18 protein-coding genes, 1 tRNA gene and 1 pseudogene are annotated in these 19,555 nt (G+C 69.7%); 3 read left to right on the forward strand and 17 right to left on the reverse strand.

The genetic code is table 11. The features are described 5' to 3' along the window. Window positions 1–35: 35 nt before the first annotated feature. Window positions 36–467: a YciI family protein gene (locus IPL89_07510; protein ID MBK9063028.1), complete on the reverse strand. Its 432-nt coding sequence runs from the start codon at window positions 465–467 to the stop codon at window positions 36–38. Between the two features lie 151 nt (window positions 468–618). Between IPL89_07510 and IPL89_07515 the strand changes: the two genes are divergently transcribed. From IPL89_07515 to IPL89_07525, 3 genes are all read left to right on the forward strand, one after another. Then, on the forward strand, window positions 619–2,823 hold the full coding sequence (locus IPL89_07515) for a TonB-dependent receptor (GenBank protein MBK9063029.1): 2,205 nt from the start codon (window positions 619–621) through the stop codon (window positions 2,821–2,823). A 13-nt stretch (window positions 2,824–2,836) separates the two neighbouring features. Further along, a complete protein-coding gene (locus IPL89_07520; GenBank protein MBK9063030.1) occupies window positions 2,837–3,052 on the forward strand; it encodes a hypothetical protein in 216 nt (71 codons plus the stop codon). A gap of 64 nt (window positions 3,053–3,116) precedes the next feature. Continuing rightward, the gene (locus IPL89_07525; protein ID MBK9063031.1) at window positions 3,117–4,457 is read left to right on the forward strand and encodes a beta-lactamase family protein; all 1,341 of its coding nucleotides are present in this window, start codon (window positions 3,117–3,119) and stop codon (window positions 4,455–4,457) included. A gap of 24 nt (window positions 4,458–4,481) precedes the next feature. On the opposite strand, the gene IPL89_07530 is transcribed toward IPL89_07525, so the two are convergent. The 16 genes and pseudogenes from IPL89_07530 to IPL89_07605 all read right to left on the reverse strand — a co-directional run bounded on the left by IPL89_07530 (window position 4,482) and on the right by IPL89_07605 (window position 19,545). Then, complete coding sequence (locus IPL89_07530; GenBank protein MBK9063032.1) at window positions 4,482–6,341, reverse strand: S9 family peptidase; 1,860 nt, start codon at window positions 6,339–6,341, stop codon at window positions 4,482–4,484. Further along, entirely contained in the window at window positions 6,338–6,997 is a 660-nt protein-coding gene (locus tag IPL89_07535) for a hypothetical protein (protein MBK9063033.1), read from the reverse strand. Before IPL89_07535 ends, IPL89_07530 begins: the two co-directional genes overlap by 4 nt. Before the next feature lie 235 nt (window positions 6,998–7,232). After that, window positions 7,233–7,595 carry a hypothetical protein gene (locus IPL89_07540; GenBank protein MBK9063034.1) on the reverse strand — a complete coding sequence of 121 codons (363 nt, stop codon included), beginning with the start codon at window positions 7,593–7,595 and terminating at the stop codon, window positions 7,233–7,235. A gap of 33 nt (window positions 7,596–7,628) precedes the next feature. Continuing rightward, window positions 7,629–7,705 (reverse strand) — tRNA-Pro (locus tag IPL89_07545). Window positions 7,706–7,782: 77 nt separating this feature from the next. Next, window positions 7,783–8,496 (reverse strand): sulfite exporter TauE/SafE family protein, encoded by a 714-nt coding sequence (locus IPL89_07550; protein ID MBK9063035.1) that lies wholly within the window; start codon window positions 8,494–8,496, stop codon window positions 7,783–7,785. After that, a complete protein-coding gene (cadA, locus tag IPL89_07555; protein ID MBK9063036.1) occupies window positions 8,493–10,592 on the reverse strand; it encodes a cadmium-translocating P-type ATPase in 2,100 nt (699 codons plus the stop codon). Before cadA ends, IPL89_07550 begins: the two co-directional genes overlap by 4 nt. Continuing rightward, window positions 10,589–10,774 carry a hypothetical protein gene (locus tag IPL89_07560; GenBank protein ID MBK9063037.1) on the reverse strand — a complete coding sequence of 62 codons (186 nt, stop codon included), beginning with the start codon at window positions 10,772–10,774 and terminating at the stop codon, window positions 10,589–10,591. Before IPL89_07560 ends, cadA begins: the two co-directional genes overlap by 4 nt. Further along, the gene (locus tag IPL89_07565) at window positions 10,774–12,000 is read right to left on the reverse strand and encodes a 4Fe-4S binding protein (GenBank protein MBK9063038.1); all 1,227 of its coding nucleotides are present in this window, start codon (window positions 11,998–12,000) and stop codon (window positions 10,774–10,776) included. The genes IPL89_07560 and IPL89_07565 overlap by 1 nt, the downstream gene beginning before the upstream one ends. Before the next feature lie 2 nt (window positions 12,001–12,002). Then, window positions 12,003–13,439 (reverse strand): FAD-dependent oxidoreductase, encoded by a 1,437-nt coding sequence (locus IPL89_07570; protein ID MBK9063039.1) that lies wholly within the window; start codon window positions 13,437–13,439, stop codon window positions 12,003–12,005. After that, on the reverse strand, window positions 13,433–13,927 hold the full coding sequence (locus IPL89_07575; GenBank protein MBK9063040.1) for an FAD-dependent oxidoreductase: 495 nt from the start codon (window positions 13,925–13,927) through the stop codon (window positions 13,433–13,435). The genes IPL89_07570 and IPL89_07575 overlap by 7 nt, the downstream gene beginning before the upstream one ends. A gap of 6 nt (window positions 13,928–13,933) precedes the next feature. After that, on the reverse strand, window positions 13,934–14,245 hold the full coding sequence (locus tag IPL89_07580; GenBank protein MBK9063041.1) for a hypothetical protein: 312 nt from the start codon (window positions 14,243–14,245) through the stop codon (window positions 13,934–13,936). Beyond that, entirely contained in the window at window positions 14,238–14,366 is a 129-nt protein-coding gene (locus tag IPL89_07585) for a cbb3-type cytochrome oxidase assembly protein (GenBank protein ID MBK9063042.1), read from the reverse strand. The genes IPL89_07580 and IPL89_07585 overlap by 8 nt, the downstream gene beginning before the upstream one ends. Before the next feature lie 47 nt (window positions 14,367–14,413). Continuing rightward, on the reverse strand, window positions 14,414–14,980 hold the full coding sequence (locus IPL89_07590) for a cbb3-type cytochrome c oxidase subunit II (GenBank protein ID MBK9063043.1): 567 nt from the start codon (window positions 14,978–14,980) through the stop codon (window positions 14,414–14,416). 10 nt (window positions 14,981–14,990) lie between these two features. Then, the gene (locus tag IPL89_07595) at window positions 14,991–16,391 is read right to left on the reverse strand and encodes a cbb3-type cytochrome c oxidase subunit I (protein MBK9063044.1); all 1,401 of its coding nucleotides are present in this window, start codon (window positions 16,389–16,391) and stop codon (window positions 14,991–14,993) included. Between the two features lie 5 nt (window positions 16,392–16,396). Next, entirely contained in the window at window positions 16,397–17,803 is a 1,407-nt protein-coding gene (locus IPL89_07600) for a c-type cytochrome (protein ID MBK9063045.1), read from the reverse strand. Between the two features lie 464 nt (window positions 17,804–18,267). Beyond that, a pseudogene (locus IPL89_07605) lies at window positions 18,268–19,545 on the reverse strand (cytochrome b N-terminal domain-containing protein). Window positions 19,546–19,555 lie beyond the last annotated feature (10 nt).

Genomic DNA, 19,555 nt, shown 5'->3' on the forward strand with positions numbered 1-19,555 from the left:
GGATTAGAGCATCGTCCCCTCGTGTCCGCGGTGCATCACGACTTCGACTGCTTTTCGAACTGCGCGCGCAGCTGCGCCTTCCGCTCCTGGCGTTCCGGGGGGACCTCGAGGCCGAAGTCCTCCCATTCCATGACCTGGCGGATCTCGATCTCCGAGTCGCCCGGCATCGGGTTCGGGCAGCGCTTCACCCACTCGATGGCCTCTTCCTTCGACTTCACCTGCCAGAGCCAGAAGCCCGCGACGAGCTCCTTCGTCTCTGTGAACGGCCCGTCGACGACCGTCCGCTTCGTCCCGGAGAAGCGCACGCGGACGCCCTTGGAACTGGGCTGCAGGCCCTCGGCCGCCAGCAGGATCCCGTTCTTGACGAGCTCCTCGTTGAACTTGCCCATGTCGGCGAACGCCTGCTCGCTCGGCATGACGCCCGCCTCGCTGTCCTTCGTCGCCTTGACCATCACCATGAATCGCATTTTCGTCGCCTCCCTTCGGCCGGGATGTCCCCGCCTCCATCCCTACGACGACGGAGGCCCCCCGAAATCGACACGCCGGGCGAGAAATCTTCTCAGCCGCGTTCGAGGCTCCAGCATGTTTCGTGGGGCTCGTGCTCTATCCTCGATCGGGATGTTCGGTCGACGACTCGTCCTTTTGGCCGGCCTGCTCCTCCTCCTGCTCTGCTGCGGGTCGCCCGTCTGGGCCGCGCGGTATCGCGTCGTCGACTCGAACGGAAAACCCGTGCCGGCCGCCCGTGTCTCGATCCTCGGACGCGCGGATTCCGTCGCGGCTGGCCCGCAGGGAGAGCTGACGCTCGTTTCCGAGCCGACGCCGCCCTTCGAGCTCGGCGTCTTCGCGCCGAGCGGCGCATGGCTCGGCAGCGTTCGCGTCGAGCGCCTGCCGTCCGAAGGCTCGATCCAAGATCTGGCCCTTCCCGACGCGCGACGCATCGAGGTAGTCGTGTCGGCTCCGACCACGCCGTCGCTCCTCGCGCCGCCGGCCGACGCGGTCTCGCTCATCCCGCGGCGCGAATGGGAGCAGCGGAACCCGAACCGGCTGACCGAGATCATCGAGACGCTGCCCGGGGTCAGCAAGAGCGACGAGAGCACGAGCTCGGTGCCGGTCATCCGCGGACTCGATCGCGGGCGAACACTCGTGATGCTCGACGACGGCCGGGTCACCGCCGAGCGCCGCGTCGGGCCGTCGGCCTCGTACCTGAACCCGTTCGCCCTCGAGAACGTCGAAGTCGTGCGCGGGCCCGGCACGGTGGCGTACGGCTCGGACGCGCTCGGCGGCATCGTCCACGCGAAAACGCCGATGCCCACTCCCGGCGACTTCGGCCTCCGCTACAGCTTCACCGCGGGAACCGGCGGCACCCCGGAGACGACCGGCGGCGTCGGCCTCAACGTTCCGGTCGGGACGACCGCATTCGGGCTCAGCTTCTACCAGCGGGCCCAGAGCGACTACGAGTCCCCGGCCGGGACGCAGGACAACTCGGCCATGCGGGACCGGGGCTTGTCGGCCCGCTGGCTTGTCCCCGCGGGCGCGACGCGCCTCTGGGTCGGCTACCAGATCGACCAGGTGCGCGAGATGGGCAAGCCCCAGGCAGACCTGCCCACGACGCGCACCTTCTATCCGCTCGAGGATTCGTCGCGGTTCACGCTGGGGCTCGACACCCAGGACGTCCTCGGCTTCTCGTCGGTCGAGCTCCGCGCCTTCGGCGGCGACTACCGGATCGTGACGAACCGTCAGAGGCGTCCCGTCGGGACGACGCCGCTCCGCAACACGATGTCCGACGTCGACGCGAAGGACTTCTCCGTGCGGCTCCTCGGACGGCGGGCGGCCGGACCCGCGGGGCTCCGCGTAGGTGTCGACGTCAACGGGCGCTTCGGCCTCAGCGCCCTCAACATCACCGGGAACTTCGACGCCGCGGGGAATCCCACAACGACCACCATGGAGGTCGCCATCGAGGACGCCCGGCGGACGGACTGGGGCGCCTTCGTCGAGGGCGACGTGCCTCTCGTCGCCGACCGGCTGACGCTCACCGCCGGGCTGCGGGGCGACCTGGTCTCGACTCGGAACACGGGGGGCTACTACGGCGACCGTTCGACCTCGGACGGGGCCTTCTCCGGCTTCGCGACGCTTTCCTTCGACGTGGCCCGGGACTGGAAGATCGCCGCTCAGTACTCGCACGGCTTCCGTGACCCGTCGCTCTCGGACCGCTACTTCCGCGGCGTCTCGGGCCGCGGGTTCGTGATAGGCAACCCGGATCTCACCGCCGAGACCTCGAACCAGTGGGACCTCGCCGTGCGCGGTCGTCTCGGACCGGTGGGAGTCGGTCTCTTCGGCTACGTCTACCAGATCGCAGATCTCGTGGAGCGATACCCGTCGGGGACGGACAACCTCTTCCGGAATCGGGGCGAAGCCCGGATCGAGGGCGTCGAGCTCCAGGCCGACTGGCAGGTGTCGAGGCGGCTCGTCGTGCGTGTCACCGGTTCGCTCTCGCAGGGAAACATCCTCGACGATGGCTCCTGGGCGACCGACATCCTCCCGCCCACGGCCCAGCTCATCGTCGAGCACGAGCCGATCGACGGGCTCACCTGGCGGGCCCGGTTCCTCGCGATGGCGCGCGACGACCGGCCCGGCCTTGCCGAGGTCCCGATCGCGGGCTACGGGCGGCTAGACCTGTCTGCCGGTTACCGCCTCTCCGACTTCCTGACGATCAACGTCTCGGTCCGAAACGTCTTCGACAAGGCGTACGCCGACTCCGCGGACGAGAACAACGTCCTCGCGCCGGGCCGAGGGGCGATCCTGAGCCTCGCGGGACTGTTCTAGGGGGTTCGCCGAAATGAACAGCGCCGAACCGGAACGCGGCGGGCCCGTCGGCCTCGGGTGCGGCCTCTTGCTCGGACTCGCCGTGGGCGCGGCGTGGGTCGTCCTCGACGGATTCCCCCCGTGGACCTTCGTCGTCCCGGCCGTGGCCCTCGCGGCGGTCGCGTACTTCTACGGCGACCGTTTCTGGGAGTGGCTCGCCGAGCACGGCTGGAAGCTGCCCTGGTTCTAGGCCGCCGCGCGCACGCCAGCCGGGCCTCGTGAACCTTTTCCCGCTCCTCCCGTTTGACAACGGCATGAGCGTCCGACCTCTCCGTGCCGCCCTCGCCCTCTGCCTTGCTCTCCCCGCCCTCTCGACGCTCGCCGGGGACTTTGGCGGCGTCGAGCAGGCCCTCCGATCGGAGATGGAGGCGAAGCGGATCCGCGGAGCCGCCGTCGCGGTCGTGCACGGCGACGCCGTCGTCTTCGAAACGGGCCTCGGCGATTCCGACCCGCAGAATCTCCATCCCGTCACCGCGGGGACGTTCTTCCGCATTGGTTCCACGACGAAGGTGTTCGTCGCGACGGCGGCCCTCCTCCTCGCGCACGACGGGCGTCTCGATCTCGACAGGCCGGTGTCCGAATACGTCTCCGGCCTCGCCCCGAAGGTCGGGCGCCTCACGACGAACCAGCTCCTGACCCACACGGCGGGCCTCTTCGACGACGCGCCCATGGAGGGCGCCGGGGACGACGGCGCTCTCGGGCGTGAAGTGCGGACGTGGACCGACGAAAGGGTCTTCCTCCCGCCCGGCCGATTCCTCTCCTACTCGAACCCCGGCTACTGGCTCGTCGGGCACGTGATCGAGACCGTCGCAAAAGAGCCGTTTGCCGATGCGATGGAGCGCCTCGTCCTCAGGCCTCTCGGCATGGCGCACTCGACGTTCCGCCCGGAGGCCGCGGCCCGTCTCCCCCTCGCGTCGCCGTTCGACGGCCGCCGCCGGGAGATCGTGCCTGCTCCCAATCACGCAGGCACTCTGCCCTCCGGATCGCTCTATTCGAGCGCGCGGGAGATGGCGCGCCTGCCGATCGCCCTCATGAACGGCGGCCGCCTCGACGGCCGCCAGGTCCTCCCCGCGGACGTCGTCACCGCCCTTCTCACGTCCCGCGTCGACGTGCCCGAAAGGCCCGGAGGCCGCTACGGTTACGGCCTCCTCTTCGAAACGCGGCGGGGCGCCCGCCACGTCTTTCACACCGGAGGCCGGGCGGGCTACGGCTCGATCCTCCGAATGGTCCCGGACGAGAAGTTCGCCGTGGTCGTCCTCGCGAATCGGACGTCAGCCGTGATGGGCCGGACCGCCGACGCCGCGACCGCCGCGTTCGTCGCGCAGGGTCCCGCGGCGCCGCAGGCGACCTCGAAGCCGTTCCGGAACGACGCCGCGCCCTTCGAAGGGACGTTCGAGTGCCCCATGCCGTTGAAAGTGGAGCTCTACACCCGGGGCGTTCTGCACCTCAAGCGGGGCTTCATGCGGGCACCCCTCAATCGGCGGTCGGACGGCCTCTTCACCGATTCCGTGCTCGTCCTCGCCGTCACGCGCGGGCCGGACGGGCGCGTGGACTACCTCCACACCGAGCTTCACACGCTCGCGCGCAGGAACTGAGGCCGTATCGCCGGAATCGCAGGCCTATTTCAGCCGCGGCGCCAGCCAGTCGACCCACCGGCGGAAGACTTCCCGGGTGCGCACGGGGTCGCCCGGGAAATGGCCCTCGACCGGGATCGCGACGAACGACGTCTCGACGCCGGCTTCCTTCAGCGCCCGGAAGAGCTTGAACGCCTGCGTGTACGGGACGCGGAAGTCGCCGGTGTCCGAAAGGATGAGCGTCGGCGTCTTCGCCCGCGTCGCGTACGTGATCGGCGACTGCGCGCGGTAGAGCGCGTCGCCTCCGGCCGAGAACGGCGTCGCATTCCCCTTCATCGCGTACCGCATCTGGACGTTGAAGTCCGCGAAGGAGTACTGGTCCGCGAGGTCCGTCACGGGGGCGCCCGCGACCGCCGCCTTCCAGCGCGTGTCGTGTCCGATGAGCCAGCTCGTCATGTACCCGCCGTAGGACCACCCCGACACCGCGATGCGCGCCGGGTCGACGAAGCCCTTCTTCACGAGGGCGTCGACGCCCGCGAGAACGTCCCGGCCGGGGCCGTCGCCCGCGTCGTTGAAGATCGCGCGCTGGTAGGCGTTCCCGCGGTTGTCGCTCCCGCGGTAGTTGGGCATGAACACCGCCCAGCCCTGCGCGGCGAACAGATGGGCCGGGGCCGGGAACGCGCGCGTCGACGCGGCCTGCGGACCGCCGTGGATGTAGAGGACGAGCGGGACCTTCGCGCCCGGCGCGAGGCCCGGCGGCAGGACGACGACGCCGTCCTCCTCGAAGCCGTCCGGCCCCTTCCACGTGAACGTCTCGACCTTTCCGAGGTCGCGGCCGGCGATCTCGGCGTTCAGGTCGGTGAGGCGCTTCGGCGCGGACGCGGCCGACGCCATCCACCACAGCTCCCCGGGGCGCCCGGGCTCGCTCCCGACGAACGCGATCGAGCCGTTCGGGCCGACGGACGGGTCGACGAAGAACGACCATGCGGGATTGACGTCGCCGAGCTCGAGCCTCTTCGCGGGGCCGTCCAGCGGCGCCAGCCAGAGCGAGATGTGCGTCCCGTCGTTGCCCCCGACGATCAGGGCCTTCCCGTCGGGCGTCCAGACGGACGCGTAGAGGCACCGGTCTATCGGCTTCGTGAGGTTTACTCCCTCGCCGCCGGCCGCCGACGTCACGTGAATGTCGTTCACGTTGTTCGGGTCGCGGTCGCGCGGGCACCAGTACGAGACCCTCGACCCGTCGGGCGAGAAGACCGGGAACCCCTCGAAGTGCGTCTTGCCCGTCAGCGCGCGGATCGCGCCGGACTCGACGTCGAGGATCCGGACCGTGGCGGCGTCGTTGTCGCCCGAGTGCGGCGTCTCGACGCGGACGAACGCGAGGGACTTCCCGTCCGGCGACCACGACAGGGGCGAGGACGGCGGGCTGGGAGGAAGAGCCGCGGGCAGGCTCCACGCGCCCGACGTCAGCCGCTTCGCCTCGCCGCCCTCGGCCGGAACGAGCCAGACGTGCACCGGCATCGGCGGCTCGGACACGTAGAGGCTGTCGCTGCCGACCTCGAACAGGTCGTTGCCCTTCTCGATCTCGGCCTTGTTCGGCCGCTCGTCCTCGGCGGCGAAGGCGAACGCCTTGCCGTCGGGCCGCCACGCGAAGTGCTGGACGCCCGCCGGCGCGCTCGTCACCTTCCGGGCCTCGCCGCCCGCCATCGGCAGGACGAAGACCTGCGGCTTCGCGTCCTTCCCCGCCCCGTCGGCCGCGAGGAACGCGAGGCGGTCGCCGGACGGCGACCAGCGCGGGTGGGAGACGCCCTTGCGGTCGTGCGTGAGGGCGCGCATCGCGCCCGTCGCGGCGTCCACGAGATTCAGCTCGGGCAGCCACTTGTTCTTCGCGGGGTCCGCGCGCGTCACGACGACGGCGATCGACTTGCCGTCCGGCGAGATCCGCGGCGACGACAGCCGGACGATCTTCTCGAAGTCGTCGACCGAGAAGCGCTTCTTCGCGGGAGCGGAGGCGGCCCCGGGCGCGGTCGGGCCCCGCTCGAGGATTCCACCCTCAGGTTCGAGAAGTATCCGTCGGTCGACGCGTGGGACCAGAGCGCGACCGCGCCCTGGGCGGCGCCGAGCTTGAGGTCCTTCACGACGAGCGCGGGGTTTGCGGCCCCGTTCACGTAGAGACGCGCCGTGGTCCCCGACACGACGATCTTCATCGACGTCCAGGCGCCCGTCTCGAGGTCGGCGTACGCCTCGTAAACGCCCGGGCTCTCTTTCCGCAGCCGGTGCCAGGGGAAATCCGGCAGCGACTCGTACTGCACGGAACGGTTGCGTCTCAGCTGGTCGTCCGCGCGGCCGTTCGTGGGGCGCAGGTAGACGATCTCCCCGCGCGCGCCGCTCTCCGAGAGCCGGAACTCGACGCCGATGAAGCCCCTCGAGTCGGCGGGCGCGCCGGCGCGCGGCGCGCCCGCGACGTCGACCTCGATGGTGCCATCCCCGAAGTCCGCCCCGGTCACGATCGCGACCACGGCCTTGTCCGCGGAGCCCGGCGCGGCCGAAGGCGCCAGGTGCACCGCGCGCCTTCCCCGATACGTTACGACCTCGGCGGCTCCGCCGACGACTTCGAGACCACTCGGTGTGTCGAGGCGGTGCGCCGTCGAAGCGGCCGGAGGGACCGCGGGGGGCGCCGCCGCCGCTGCGGAAATCCAGAGACACGAGGCCAGGACAAGTCCGCGACCGTACATGGATCCTCCATGCGAACCGGCAGTATGTTCGTCGAGGGATCCTACGCAGGCGGGGGGCGAAGGTTTAACAGGAGGAGCCGTCGGACCGCGCTTCGCGTGCCGGCCTGCTGCGCCGCACCGCCTCGCGTCTCCCGAGCTCCTCCCGGACCTCCCGGACGAACTGCGCCTCGAGCGCCGCGCGCACCCGGGCCTCGGCCGCGACGCGGGAGGCCTCGATGAGAGCGCTGCACTCAGGGCAGGCGAGAGGCCTTACCCATGCGCCGGCGACGCCGTGGACGCAGGGGATCCCGGGCAGCGCGAGCGCGATCTCACGTTTCCGGGCGGCGATCCCGTCGGGATCCCATCGACTCCGGAAGCCAAGCACGAGGCGGCCCAGCAGCTCGATTCGCGTGCCCCGAACATAGTCCCGGCCCGGCGAATGAGCCACTCCAGGGGAATTGCTCGCGGTGACGAGAGGAAATGGTCGGGACGGTGGGATTCGAACCCACGACCCCTTGAACCCCATTCAAGTACGCTACCAGGCTGCGCCACGTCCCGACCGGAGACACGCGTCGAAAGGCCGTAAAGCCCTTCGGGGGTAGCGGTTTATACCACGCTGCCGAGCCCGTTGCAGGTCAGTGGCAGGGCGCGTCCGCCGACGCCGGCGCGGCCCCGCCCATGTGCAGGTAGCGCATGACCGGGACGCCGAAGCCACGCGCGATCGTGAGCGCCGCGAACGCGACGAGGAGGACGCCGGCGATCCGCGCGACGTTCCTCCTCCACACGGCCGACAGCATCGACCCGAACGCGGCCGAGAGGAGCAGCGCCGGCACCGTCCCGAGCCCCACGCCCGCCATCGTGAGCGCGCCCTTGAGCGGGCTGCCCGTCGCCGCCGCCGCGCCGACGCCCGCGTAGACGAGCGGGCACGGGAAGAATCCCATCGCCATCCCGACCACGAGCGGGAATCCCGCGGGCCGCTGCTGGAGGAGCGGGCCCATCACGCGCGCCCAGTGCGGCGCGAGCCAGCGCGACAGCGCGTCGTCGCCGCGCCCGAGGAGGCCGAGGAGGGCGAGGCCCGCGAAGAGAAGCGCGAGACCCGCGGCCACCGTCACGATACGTCCGCCCATCGAGAGCGCCGCGCTCTTCACGATCGCGCCGCCGAGGGCTCCGGCGAGCGCGCCCAGGAACATGTACGACGTGGCCTTGCCGAGCTGAAGGAGGAGCTGGCTGGCGAGGAGCCTCCAGCTGCGCGCGCCCGCCGACGCGGCGGCGGCAAACCCGCCGCACATCCCGACGCAATGCGCGGACGCGGCGAACGTGAGGGCGGCGGCGACGGCGAACTCGTTCACGCGGAGACTCCCGGCAGCGGGAAGCGGGTCAACCGCTGCGAGTGGACGACGACGAGAAGGCTCGACGCGATCATCGCGACCGCCCCGAAGAGCGGGTGCAGGAGGCCGCAGACGGCGAGCGTGATCCCGATGCCGTTGTAGAAGAAGGCCCAGAAGAGGTTCAAGTGCGCGGTCCGGACCGTCCGGTGCGCGAGGTCGATCGTCCAGGGCAGCTTTCGGAGGTCGCCGCCGAGGATCGTCACGTCCGCGACCTCGCGCGCGAGGTCCGTGCCGGACTCCAGAGTGACGCCCGCCGACGCGACGCCGAGGGCCGGCGCGTCGTTGATCCCGTCGCCCACCATCACGGGCGACTCCCCTGCCCGCACCGAGGAACGGATCACGTCCAGCTTCCCCTCCGGCGAGAGGCCGCCGGCCGCGCGAAGGCCCGGAAAGTCCGCCGCGAAGGACGTGACGCGGGAAGGAAGATCTCCGGAGAGAACCTCGATGGAGAGTCCGCGTCCCCGGAGCGCGGCGACGGCCTCGGCGGATTCGGGACGGGTGCGATCGGAGAAGAGAAGAGTTCCTGCGAAAGTGCCCGAGCACGAGACATAGGCCGCTGCGAAACCCGGGGGCGCCGACGCGTCGGGAGCGCCTGCAAACGCGGCGGTTCCCACGCGAACGACCTCGCCGCCGATTCGCCCCTCCACGCCTTGCCCCGGCCGCGCCCTGAATTCATCCACCTTCAAAGAAATCTTCTCTTCTCTTTTCTTTTCTCCGGCGCCCGCGGCCGAGCAGATCGCACGGCCCACGGGATGTTCGCTGCCGTGCTCGAGAGCCGCCGCGAGAGCGAGGAGGCCGTCGCGGTCGAACCCTTGAGCAGGGCGCACGTCCGCGAGGGAGAGGATGCCGGTCGTGAGCGTGCCTGTCTTGTCGAGGAAGACGCGCTTCGCCCGCGCCAGCGCCTCGAACACCGCCCCCGAGCGCACGAGAACGCCTGCCGCCGCGGCCCGCCCGACGGCGGCCGTCGAGGCGAGAGGCGTCGCGATGCCGATCGCGCACGGGCAGGCGATGAGGAGGACCGAGAGCGCGTTCATGAGGCCTTCGCCGGGGCCGGCGCGATGCGTCCAGTACGCGAGCGTGCCGGCCGCGACGAGGAGGACGAACGGCACGAACGCGGCGGAGAGCCGGTCGACGAGCGGCGCGAGCGTGTAGCGGCCCGCGCGCGACTCGGCGACGAGCTTCACGAGGCGCGCGACGGTCGTCTCGGGCCCGGTGCGCCGGGCTTCGATCAGAAGGCTCCCGTCCTGGTTCAGCGTGCCGGCCGCCACGTGGTCGCCCGGGCCGCGCGAGGCGGGGACGCTCTCCCCGGTGATCTCGGCCTCGGAGACGCTCGCCGTCCCGTCCACGATCGTGCCGTCCACGGCGATGCGCTCGCCGGGGCGGACGCGGATGACGTCGCCGGGGCGCAGCGCGTCCACGCTGACGCGTTCCTCGAGGCCATTCACGACCCGCGACGCCTCCGACGGGAGCTCCTGGACGAGCGCGACGAGCGCGTCGGTCGTTCGGGCGCGCGAGGAGGCCTCCAGGTATCGCCCGATCGTGACGAAGAGGAGAATTCCCATGGCCGTGTCGAGGTAGATCGGGCCGCCGCCCGACAGGACGGAGCGGACCGAGAGCGCGAAGGCGGCGGCGACGCCGATCACGATGAGCGCGTCGGTGTCGAGGCTCCGGTCCTTCAGGCGCTTGAGTCCGCGGTTCAGGAACGGCAGGCCGAGGAGAAACAGCGCCGGCGTCGCGAGGACGAGGAGCGCCCACCGGACCCACGCCTCGCCCGCGGCGCGGTCCGTCTCGGCGCCGCGCGTGTAGAGGACGAAGCTGCACATCATGACGTTCATGGCGAGAAACGCGCCGACGCCGACCGCCATGAGGAGGCCCGAGACCTGCCCGTGCCCGGAGGCGCCGCCCGTCAGCCGGTGCGCGAGGGCGCAGCCGCCGCAGCAGTAGCAGGGGCCGCTCGGGAGACGGAAGAGGCCCGCGACCGGGAGACCGCAGTGCGCGCAGAGCGGCAGCGGCGGAAGCGTCTGGCTGGACGCCGCGACGGCCGCGACCGCGCTCAACGCCGGGGCGCCGGGGTCGCGACGGGCTGGCCCGTCTCGAGGTTGAGGAGGACGGGGTTTGCCTTGCGCGCGCCGAGCCAGACCCAGATCAGGCCCGCGATCGCGGCGAACGAGACGATCCAGAGGAGCGCGTAGAGGACGCGCCCCTCGCTCGGGTGAAACGAGGCCTTCGGCGTCTTCATCAGCCCTTCCTCCCCGCGACGAACAGCGCGGCGGGAAACGTCTCCGAACGGTCCTTCGCCTTGACGGTCAACGTGAACGGAACGACGCTCGACGCAACTTCCGCCCGCGGCACGCGCACCGTGATCGTGAACCTCTTCTCCGTGCCCGCCGGGACGCTCGGATCCTGCATCCCGTCGAGGGCGACGTCCTTCGGCAGGCCCTCGGACGTCACGCTCAGGGCCACCGGGGTCTTCCCCTTGTTCGTGGCGCGAAGGAGGAACCGCGACTCCGCGAACTCGGAGGGCCCGGCGGCCTGCTCCATGTAGACCGGCGAGAGACGGAAGGAGACGTCCTGACGGAGCGCGATCGCGAGGACGAGCGCGACGCCGAAGCCGACGGTCGACACCGCGACGAGGACGCGCTTGGCGTCCCAATGCTTCAGGCTCGCGCTCCCGAAGTCGAACGCGAGGAGGCCTGGGCGTTTCTTCTTGCCAAGGATCAGGTTGCAGGAGTCGATGCAGTTGCCGCAGCGCGTGCACTCGATCTGGTACGGGCCGTTGCGGATGTCGATCTCCATCGGGCAGACCTTCGCGCAGAGGTTGCACTGGATGCACGGGCCCGTCGTCTCGTCGAACGTCACGTGGAGGCTCCGGCCGTCCTCGAGGATGCCCTGCAGCAGGCCGTACGGGCACGCGGACCGGCAGAAACCCTCGCGCAGGAACGCGAAGTCGAGGAAGAAGAAGACGGCGGTGAGAACCCCCAGGAGACCGACCCACGGACCGACGTCGAAGCGCGCGAGCCGCCGGACGACCTCGGGCAGCGGCGCGAAATATGCCATGAAAAGGACGGAGAAGAGGACCGAGACGGGCGCCAGCAGCCCGAGCGACACGACGCGCACCGCGGCCCCTCTTCCATTCGCAGAGATCTTCCGGGCAATCCTCTTCGCGAGCGCGTCGAGGTCGTTCGCGAACTCGGAGAAGACCATCTGCGGGCACGCGTACGCGCAGTAGACGCGCCCGAGGATGAGCGACGCGGCCCCGACGAGCCACATCGCGAACATGAGCGCGAGCCAGATCAGCGTCCACTCGTCCAGCCAGATCTCGTTCCGGAAGAAATAGAAGCGGCTGATCGTGAAGTCGAACCGGAAGAGGTCGAAGAGCGGAAGCAGCGCGAAGACGACGAGGAACCCCAGCTGGATGAGTCTCCGCTGCTTTGTGAACCGTCCCGTCCACCCCGGAAGTGCCATGGTCAGTACTTCAATCGCGCGTTCGGGACCAGCTCGACCTGGAGCTCCCGGTGGAACGCGTACCGCTGCATCGTGAACGCTCTCGTCGGGCAGCGCGTGGCGCACATCGAGCAGCGGATGCAGGCGGTTTCGTCCTTCAGCATGACCCCGCCGAGGGCGTCGAGCTCCGAGGGCTCGAACGCGGCGAGCGTCTCCTTCGTGATCCCGAGCTGCTCCCCCGCCATCGCGAGGAGGCGCGGGTCGGAGGCGACCTGCGAGAGCCCTACGAGGTGGAGGCAGTCGTCCGGGCAGACGTCGACGCAGCCGTTGCACGCGATGCAGTGCTGGCCCTCGAAGTACGTCTGGACGTCGCAGCGCAGGCAGCGCTCGGCCTGCCGGCGCGCCTCGGCCTCCGGGTAGTTCCGCTCGACCATCCGGTCGGCGGCCGTCGGGAGCTCTTCGGCCGTCGGGGCGTCGGAGGGCGGCAGGCGCCGCTCCTCGACTTCCCAGTCCTGACCCATCGTGTACGCCGCCGGCGACCACTCGTAGTTCAGGACGACGCTCGTCGTCGACTTGCGGAGGTAGTCGTGGATGCTGCGGGCCGCTACCTGGGCCGACGCGATCGCGTCGATGAAGAGGCGCGGGCCGAGGACGACGTCGCCGCCGGCGAAGACGTCCGGACGGGACGTCTGCAGCGTCTCGCTGTCGACCTTGATGAGGCCGCGGTCCGTCAGCTCGATGCCGTCCTCGGGCGTCAGGAAGTTGAATTCGGCGCTCTGGCCGATCGCGAAGATGACGGTGTCGACCTCGATCGTCTCCTTCATGGACTCGTCGAACTTCGGGTTGAACCGCTTCTCGGAGTCGAACACGGAGAGGCAGGACGCGAACTCGACGCCCGCGACCTTGCCGTCCCCGAGGACGGCGCGCGGCCCGAGCGACGTGTGGAGCTGGAGGCCCTCGTGGAGGCCCTCCTCGATCTCGACGGCGTCCGCCGGCATCTCTTCCCGGGACTCGAGGCAGACGATGTGGACCTCGGTGACGCCGGCCCGGCGCGCCGCCGTGCGGGCGACGTCGGCGGTCACGCGGAAGTCCTCGCTCTCGTTCGCGTCGTTGCGGAGCGCCGAGCGCGCGACGTCGAACGCGACGTTGCCGCCGCCGATGACGAGGACGCGCGGTCCGATGTCGATCTTCTGGCCGAGGTTCACGAGCTTCAGGAACTCGAGGCCGTTCACGACGCCCGGCAGGTCGGCGCCCGGGATCTTGAGGCGCCGACTGCCCTGCAGGCCCGCGCCGATGAAGAAGGCCTTGTAGCCCTGCGCCCTGAGGTCGGAGATCGTCAGGCCCGGAGACCCGACCCGCGCGTTGAGGCGCAGCTCGACGCCGAGCGACAGGATCGCGTCGATCTCGGCCTTCACGAGCTCGCGGGGCAGGCGGTAGAGGGGGACGCCGAGCGTCAGCATGCCCCAGGAACCGGGTTTGCCTCGAAAACAGTCACGGCGTAACCGGCCCGCGCGAGGTCGTGGGCGACGGTGAGGCCGCCCACGCCCGAGCCGATCACGGCGATCTTTTCCGCGTAGTTTCCCTTCGGGACGAGCATCCGCTCGTCCGCGTAGCGGTGGTACTTCTCGAAGCTGCCGGTGTCGGTCCCGTGCAGCTCGCAGGCCCAGCGCTTGATCGCGCGGATCGCGACGGGAGCGTCCACGCTTCCGCGGCGGCAGGCCGCCTCGCAGGGCGCGCCGCAGATGCGGCCGCAGATCGAGACGAAGGGGTTCGTCGCGCGCGCCGCCGCATACGCGTCCTCGTCCCGGCCTTCGGCCACCGCCGTCACGTACCCGCAGGCGTCGGTGAACACCGGACACCCGACGCGGCACTTGACCTGCTCGACCCAGTACCGCTCGGCGTCCGGGATCCGGAGCCGCCGGTACGCGGAGGAGATCGCCGTGCTCATGGAGCCCTACTCGCCGTCCTCTCGCGACCTGAACGCGAAGACCAGCAGGCCCACGATGAACGTCAGCAGGATCACGCCGATGACGGCGTGCCAGCCCGTGCCGGGGACCTGCATGATCCGGTTGGCCTCCTGGACGAGCGTCCCGCGCGTGGCGTGCGTCGTTTCGCCGGCCCAGTACGTGAAGAGGTACCAGAGGGCGAAGAGGCAGAAGCCGACGTAGGTGAACTTCAGGAACGTCGGGATCGGCGTCCCGGCGCGCTCCGTGATCCAGCCCCCCGCCAGCTCGTGAATCTTTTCGTCTTTCGGCTTGTCAGCCATTTCCATTTCCTCCGTCGTCGTCGTCCAGCATCCGGTACTTCGGGGTCTCGTCGTCCTTCATCGCGCCGGTCCTCACCGCCCACACGAGCAGGCAGAGCGCCGAGGCGACGAAGGACGCCATGAGGGCGTACACGCCGAAGATCGGATCCCAGACGGCGAGCGTCATGTTCACTGCTCGTAGTCGTGAGCCGGGCGCCAGTCCTTCTGGCGGCCGAGCGACTGGATGTAGGCGACGAGTGCGTCGAGCTCCTTCGCGTCGTTCGCGATCCACGGGAAGGGCGGCATGACGGAGCCGGGCACGAGGGCGCGCGGGTCTTTGAAGTGCGTGACGTGCCACTGGCGGTCGTACTTGCCGCCGACGCGCGAGAGATCCGGCCCGACGCGCCGGGTCCCGAACATGTGCGGGGCGTCGTAGACGAACTCGTCCGGCGTGGAGACGGGGCTCTTCACGCCGCGCCAGCCGTAGCGAACCGTGTCGGCCTCGATCGTGCGCGTCTGCTGCGTGTGGCAGTACCAGCAGCCCTCGCGCACGTAGATCGCACGGCCCTGCATGACGAGCTTCGCTTCGGGGTCGCCGGCCTTCGCCATCGCAGGGTAGTTCTTCAGCCCGGGGACGGGCTTCGTCCAGCTCGCGTCGAAGAACGGCGGCGCGAACGTCGTGAGGATCGCGCCGATCGCGAAGAATCCGACGGCGGCTCCGATGAAGAGACCGCTCGATTTGTCGATCTTGCTCATCGCGTGCTCCTTACGCGGCGGCGACGGCCGCGCGGTCGCGCCGTCCCGTCCACGTCATGAGGAGGTTCCAGAAGAAGATCAGGATGCCGGTGAACATGAGCGTCCCGCCCACGAGGCGGACGAGCCAGTACGGCCTCATGAACTTCACCGTGTCGATGAACGGGATCGTGACGTCGTTCCACTGCAGGCCCTGGAGGAACCCGCCGATCCAGAGCGACACGAAGAACGAGAGCCCGCCGATGAGCCACAGCCAGAACGTCGCGTTCGCGAGCTTGTCGGAGTGGAGGGACGTCTTGAGCATCCGCGGGATCGCGTAGTACGCCGCGCCGATCGCGAAGAACGAGAACGCGCCGAGGACGGCCATGTGGGCGTGCCCGACGATCCAGTCCGTCTTCGAGACGATCGCGTTGACGCTGCGCAGGGAGTGCATCGGGCCCTGGAAGCAGGTCAGGAGGTAGAAGATCGTGCCCGTCATCAGGAACTTGATCGGGACGTTGTCCTTCAGCTGGTGCCATTGGCCCTTCATCGTCGCGAGGAAGTTCCAGACGAGGCTCCAGACCGGGATCATGAGCATGACCGAGAAGAGGATCGCGACCGTCTGCAGCCACTGGCTGATGGGCCCGTGGAGCATGTGGTGCGCGCCCGTCCACACGTAGACGAAGGCGAGCGACCAGAAGCCGACCATCGAGAGCCGGTGCGAGTAGAGCGGCGTCTCGGAGGCCTTCGGGATGAAGTAGTAACCGATCCCGAGGCCGAGCGGCGTGAAGATGAGGCCGACCGCGTTGTGGACGTAGAACCAGTTCAGGTTCGCCTGGTTCGTGCCCGACGTGAACATCGTCGCGAAGTTCCCGACGATGTAGACGACGGCCGTCCAGAGGATGCCGCCCACGATGTACCAGATCGCGACGTACATCTGCTGGTACTTGCGCGTCACGACGGTCATGACGATGTTCAGGCCGAACATCACCCAGGCGATCGTGACGAGGACGTCGAGAACGAACGGGAGCTCGGCGTACTCGAGGCCCTGCGTCATGCCCGCGAGGAGCGTGCCGACGGCGCCGAGAACGATCGCGACCCAGAGGTACAGCGTCGCCATCCCGAGCTTCTCGCTCCAGAGCCGGACGCCGCAGAGGCGCGGGATCAGGTAGAAGGACAGCCCCATGTCGGCGGCGAGGAGCCAGCCGAAGAGCATCCCGTTGACGTGCAGGGGCCGGAGGCGCCCGTACTGCAGCCACGAGATGTTTCCGAGGAGCGTCGGCATGTTGAGCTTGCCGGCGACGATCAGGGCCACGAGGCCCGAGATCACGAAGAAGAGCGAGGCCACGAGGATGAAGCCGAATGCGGCCTTGTCTTCGTGCTCGAGAACCGGGGCCGCGCTGCCTGGTCTGGCCGCGGCCGGGACGCTGCTCATGCGCTTTACCTCCCTGACGTATTGCGGATTTCGGCGACCTTCGCCGGCTCGCTCCTCGGAGCGGGCCGGGTCAGGCTCGTGATGTAGTTGATGAGGTCTCCGATCGCCTTGTCGTCGAGCGAGAAGTCGAAGCCGGCAGCCGGCATCGCCGTCCCCTGGACGCCGTACTTGATGCTCTCGTGGAGCCGCGTGTACGAAACCGACGCGACGAACGGCGCGTTCCGGAGGTTGCGCGGGCGCGGGACGATGTCCTCGGCGTTCGGGCCGTGGCCGTCGGCCTTCTTGCCGTGGCAGCCCCAGCAGCGGTTCAGGAAGATCTCCTCGCCGCGGACGACGCTCTCCTTCGAATACGCCACGGGGTTCGCCGCCGGGATCTGGCGGCCCTTCGGGACCTGGGCGGTCGAGTTCTTCGACCACGTCGCGAGAACGTAGTCGACGAGCGCGGTTGCCCCGGCCTCGCCGCCGAGAACCCTGCCCCACGGCGCCATGCTCGTGCCGGGCACGCCGTTCACGAGGCTCGCGACGAGGCGCTCGCGCGTCTTCGTCCGCATGAACGCCGCCTTCGTGAGGTCGCGCGGCTTCGGGTCGAGGTACTCGGCGATCAGGCCGTTGCCCTGCCCCTTCTCGCCGTGGCAGCGCGCGCAGAGCGCCTCGTAGCGCTTCCCGGGCTCGGGCGGCACGTCCGGCACGCGGCGCGAGAGGAGATAGGCCGAAAGCGACTCGAAGATGTCGTCGGGGAGCGGGTACGGCGGCATGAGGGAGCCGGGCACGACGCTCTTCGGATCGCGGAAGTGCGCGAGCATCCACGTCTCGTCGCGCTGGCCCGCCGTGAAGGCGAGCTCGGGGCCCACGCGTCCGTCGTGGCCGTCGAGCTTGTGGCAGGACAGGCAGCCGACGCGCTGGAGAAGGGCTTCTCCGCGACGTGCGGGCGTCTGCGTCGCGAGGGCGACCTCGGCGTCGTGGCCGACGATGAGCCCCAGCGGCAGCCACTTCGGGCGCTCGGCCTGGGCGGCCTGGAACCGCGCGAGCGGCGCGCGAGAGACGTTCGCGCCCTGCTGGGCCTTCAGGAAGGCGACGAGCTGCATGCGCTGCTCGTCCGTGAGGTCCTGGCCGGGCATCGTGGAAGTCGGGTTGTTCCAGCGCGGGTTCTCGATCTTGGCCTTCACGAATTCCCAGCGGCGGCGGCGGCCGACCTCGGAGAGCTCGGGGCCGATCGAGCCGTAGGAGAGGCCCGCGATCGTGTGGCACGTGTAGCAGGCGCGCTCGAAGAAGAGGCGGCGGCCGGCGTTCACGAGCGGCGCTCCCGGCCACTCGCTCTGCGTGTGGCACTGGACGCAGTTGGACTGGATGAGCGCCTTCGGGAGTACCGGCCACGGCCACTCTTCCCCGCCGTGGGCCTGCTCGGCGTCCACGGCACGGCCCTGCCCGTCGTGGCAGATCGTGCAGCCGAACGTCTCGAACCGGTGGCCGGGGACCGGCGGGTGCGTGCGCAGCGGCTGGTCGGCCTTCGTGAAGCGCGGGTCGTCCGCGGCGATGTGGCAGGTCTGACAGCGGTCGACGCGCTCGGACCCGAAGCTGCGGACGATCGTCTGCTCGATCGCCGGCCGGCGCGCGACGAGAGTCGCCTTGACCGCGTCGTTCGTGGACGCGGCGGCGGCGTCCTTGAAGTACTTCTTCTGGTGGTCCTGCCAGCGCGCGAAGAACTGGTTGTTGAAGACGTAGGCGTGGAGGGCGAGGACGACGACGGAGATGAACGCGAGTGCGGCGCGCATGGGCTACCTCCCCGCCGGGGCCGTGGAAGGCGCGGGTGCGGCCGGAGCCTTGGCGGCGGCGCGTGCTCGGAGGCGGCAGGCTTGTCGAACGGGCTGACGAACGCCCAGTTCGGACCCCGGAAGAACGTCCCGACCACGACGAGGACGAGGTTGACGAGGAGGAGCGTCGTGAACGTCGTCGTCGCGAGCAGGCGGTGCCGCGAGAACCACACGCCGACGCCCTTCGGGCTCCGGTCGAGGTACGGAAGGAGGAGGAGCAGGAGGACGAAGATCGTCGGGATGCCGACGCCGCCCCAGAACGCCGAGTAGGAGACCATCTCCTGGAGGCCGAGGAAGTACCACGGGGCCTTCGACGGGTTCGGCGGATGCGTCGGGTCGGCCGGCGCCTCCAGCGGCGCGTTCAGGACGACCGCGAGGACGAGGATCACGAGGAGCGTCACCGCGAAGACGAACAGCTCCGCGATGAACAGGTACGGCCACGACGAGACGGTGTTGTCGGGCACGTTCCCGACCTTCGGGAACGGCCCGCGCACGATGCCCATGACGCCGAACGTCTTGTTCTTCGCGAGCTTCGCCTTTGGAGCGAGTCCCTCGAGCTTGGCCTGGAGCGCGAGCGCGTTCTTCTCGCCCGCCTCGGGCAGATCCGAGCCTTCGGGGCGCGAGAGGCCGCCGTCCTTGCGGATCCTCCAGAAGTGGACGCCGATCAGAACCGTCATGAAGAACGGGAGGACCGCTACGTGGAGGACGTAGAAGCGGATCAGCGCCTCCTGCCCGACGACGCGGTCGCCGAGGAGGAGGAACCGCACTTGCTCGCCGACGACCGGCGCGTACCCCGCGATCGCCGTGCCGACCGTGATCGCCCAGAAGGCGAGCTGGTCCCACGGGAGGAGATAGCCCGTGAAGGAGGCGAAGAGCGTCAGGAGGAGCAGGATCACTCCGACGACCCAGTTGAACTCGCGCGGCTTCTTGTAGCTGCCGGTGAAGAACACGCGGCAGAGGTGCAGGAGGACGACGGCGACCATTCCGTGCGCCGCCCACCGGTGCATGTTCCGGAGCAGCACGCCGAACGCGACCGTGCCCGAGAGGTCGAGCATGCGGTTGTGGGCCTGCTCGACCGACGGGACGTAATAGAACATGAGCAGGATCCCGGTCACGAGAAGGATCAGGAACAGGCTGAACGACATGACGCCGAGGCCCAGCGTGTAGGTGGCCCTGAGCGAGTTCGTGTGGGTCTTGACCGGGTGGATGTGGAGGAAGAAGTTGCTGAACGTCGTCTGGGACCGGCCGAGGTCCGACGACGGGAGCGGGTTGCGGAAGATCGAGTTCCAGACGTTCGCCGGGAACGAGCGGAGGGTGCCGAGAAAGCCGCTTTCGGATTTCATCGCGTGCGCC

The organism is Acidobacteriota bacterium (assembly GCA_016716715.1).
Lineage (GTDB): Bacteria > Acidobacteriota > Thermoanaerobaculia > UBA5066 > UBA5066 > Fen-183.

Bases quoted from the DNA above. Each gene is read 5' to 3' on its own strand.
- IPL89_07510 (MBK9063028.1), bottom strand. From the start codon at position 467: ATGCGATTCATGGTGATGGTCAAGGCGACGAAGGACAGCGAGGCGGGC.
- IPL89_07515 (MBK9063029.1), top strand. From the start codon at position 619: ATGTTCGGTCGACGACTCGTCCTTTTGGCCGGCCTGCTCCTCCTCCTG.
- IPL89_07520 (MBK9063030.1), top strand. From the start codon at position 2,837: ATGAACAGCGCCGAACCGGAACGCGGCGGGCCCGTCGGCCTCGGGTGC.
- IPL89_07525 (MBK9063031.1), top strand. From the start codon at position 3,117: ATGAGCGTCCGACCTCTCCGTGCCGCCCTCGCCCTCTGCCTTGCTCTC.
- IPL89_07560 (MBK9063037.1), bottom strand. From the start codon at position 10,774: ATGAAGACGCCGAAGGCCTCGTTTCACCCGAGCGAGGGGCGCGTCCTC.
- IPL89_07565 (MBK9063038.1), bottom strand. From the start codon at position 12,000: ATGGCACTTCCGGGGTGGACGGGACGGTTCACAAAGCAGCGGAGACTC.
- IPL89_07570 (MBK9063039.1), bottom strand. From the start codon at position 13,439: ATGCTGACGCTCGGCGTCCCCCTCTACCGCCTGCCCCGCGAGCTCGTG.
- IPL89_07575 (MBK9063040.1), bottom strand. From the start codon at position 13,927: ATGAGCACGGCGATCTCCTCCGCGTACCGGCGGCTCCGGATCCCGGAC.
- IPL89_07580 (MBK9063041.1), bottom strand. From the start codon at position 14,245: ATGGCTGACAAGCCGAAAGACGAAAAGATTCACGAGCTGGCGGGGGGC.
- IPL89_07585 (MBK9063042.1), bottom strand. From the start codon at position 14,366: ATGGCGTCCTTCGTCGCCTCGGCGCTCTGCCTGCTCGTGTGGGCGGTG.
- IPL89_07590 (MBK9063043.1), bottom strand. From the start codon at position 14,980: ATGAGCAAGATCGACAAATCGAGCGGTCTCTTCATCGGAGCCGCCGTC.
- IPL89_07595 (MBK9063044.1), bottom strand. From the start codon at position 16,391: ATGAGCAGCGTCCCGGCCGCGGCCAGACCAGGCAGCGCGGCCCCGGTT.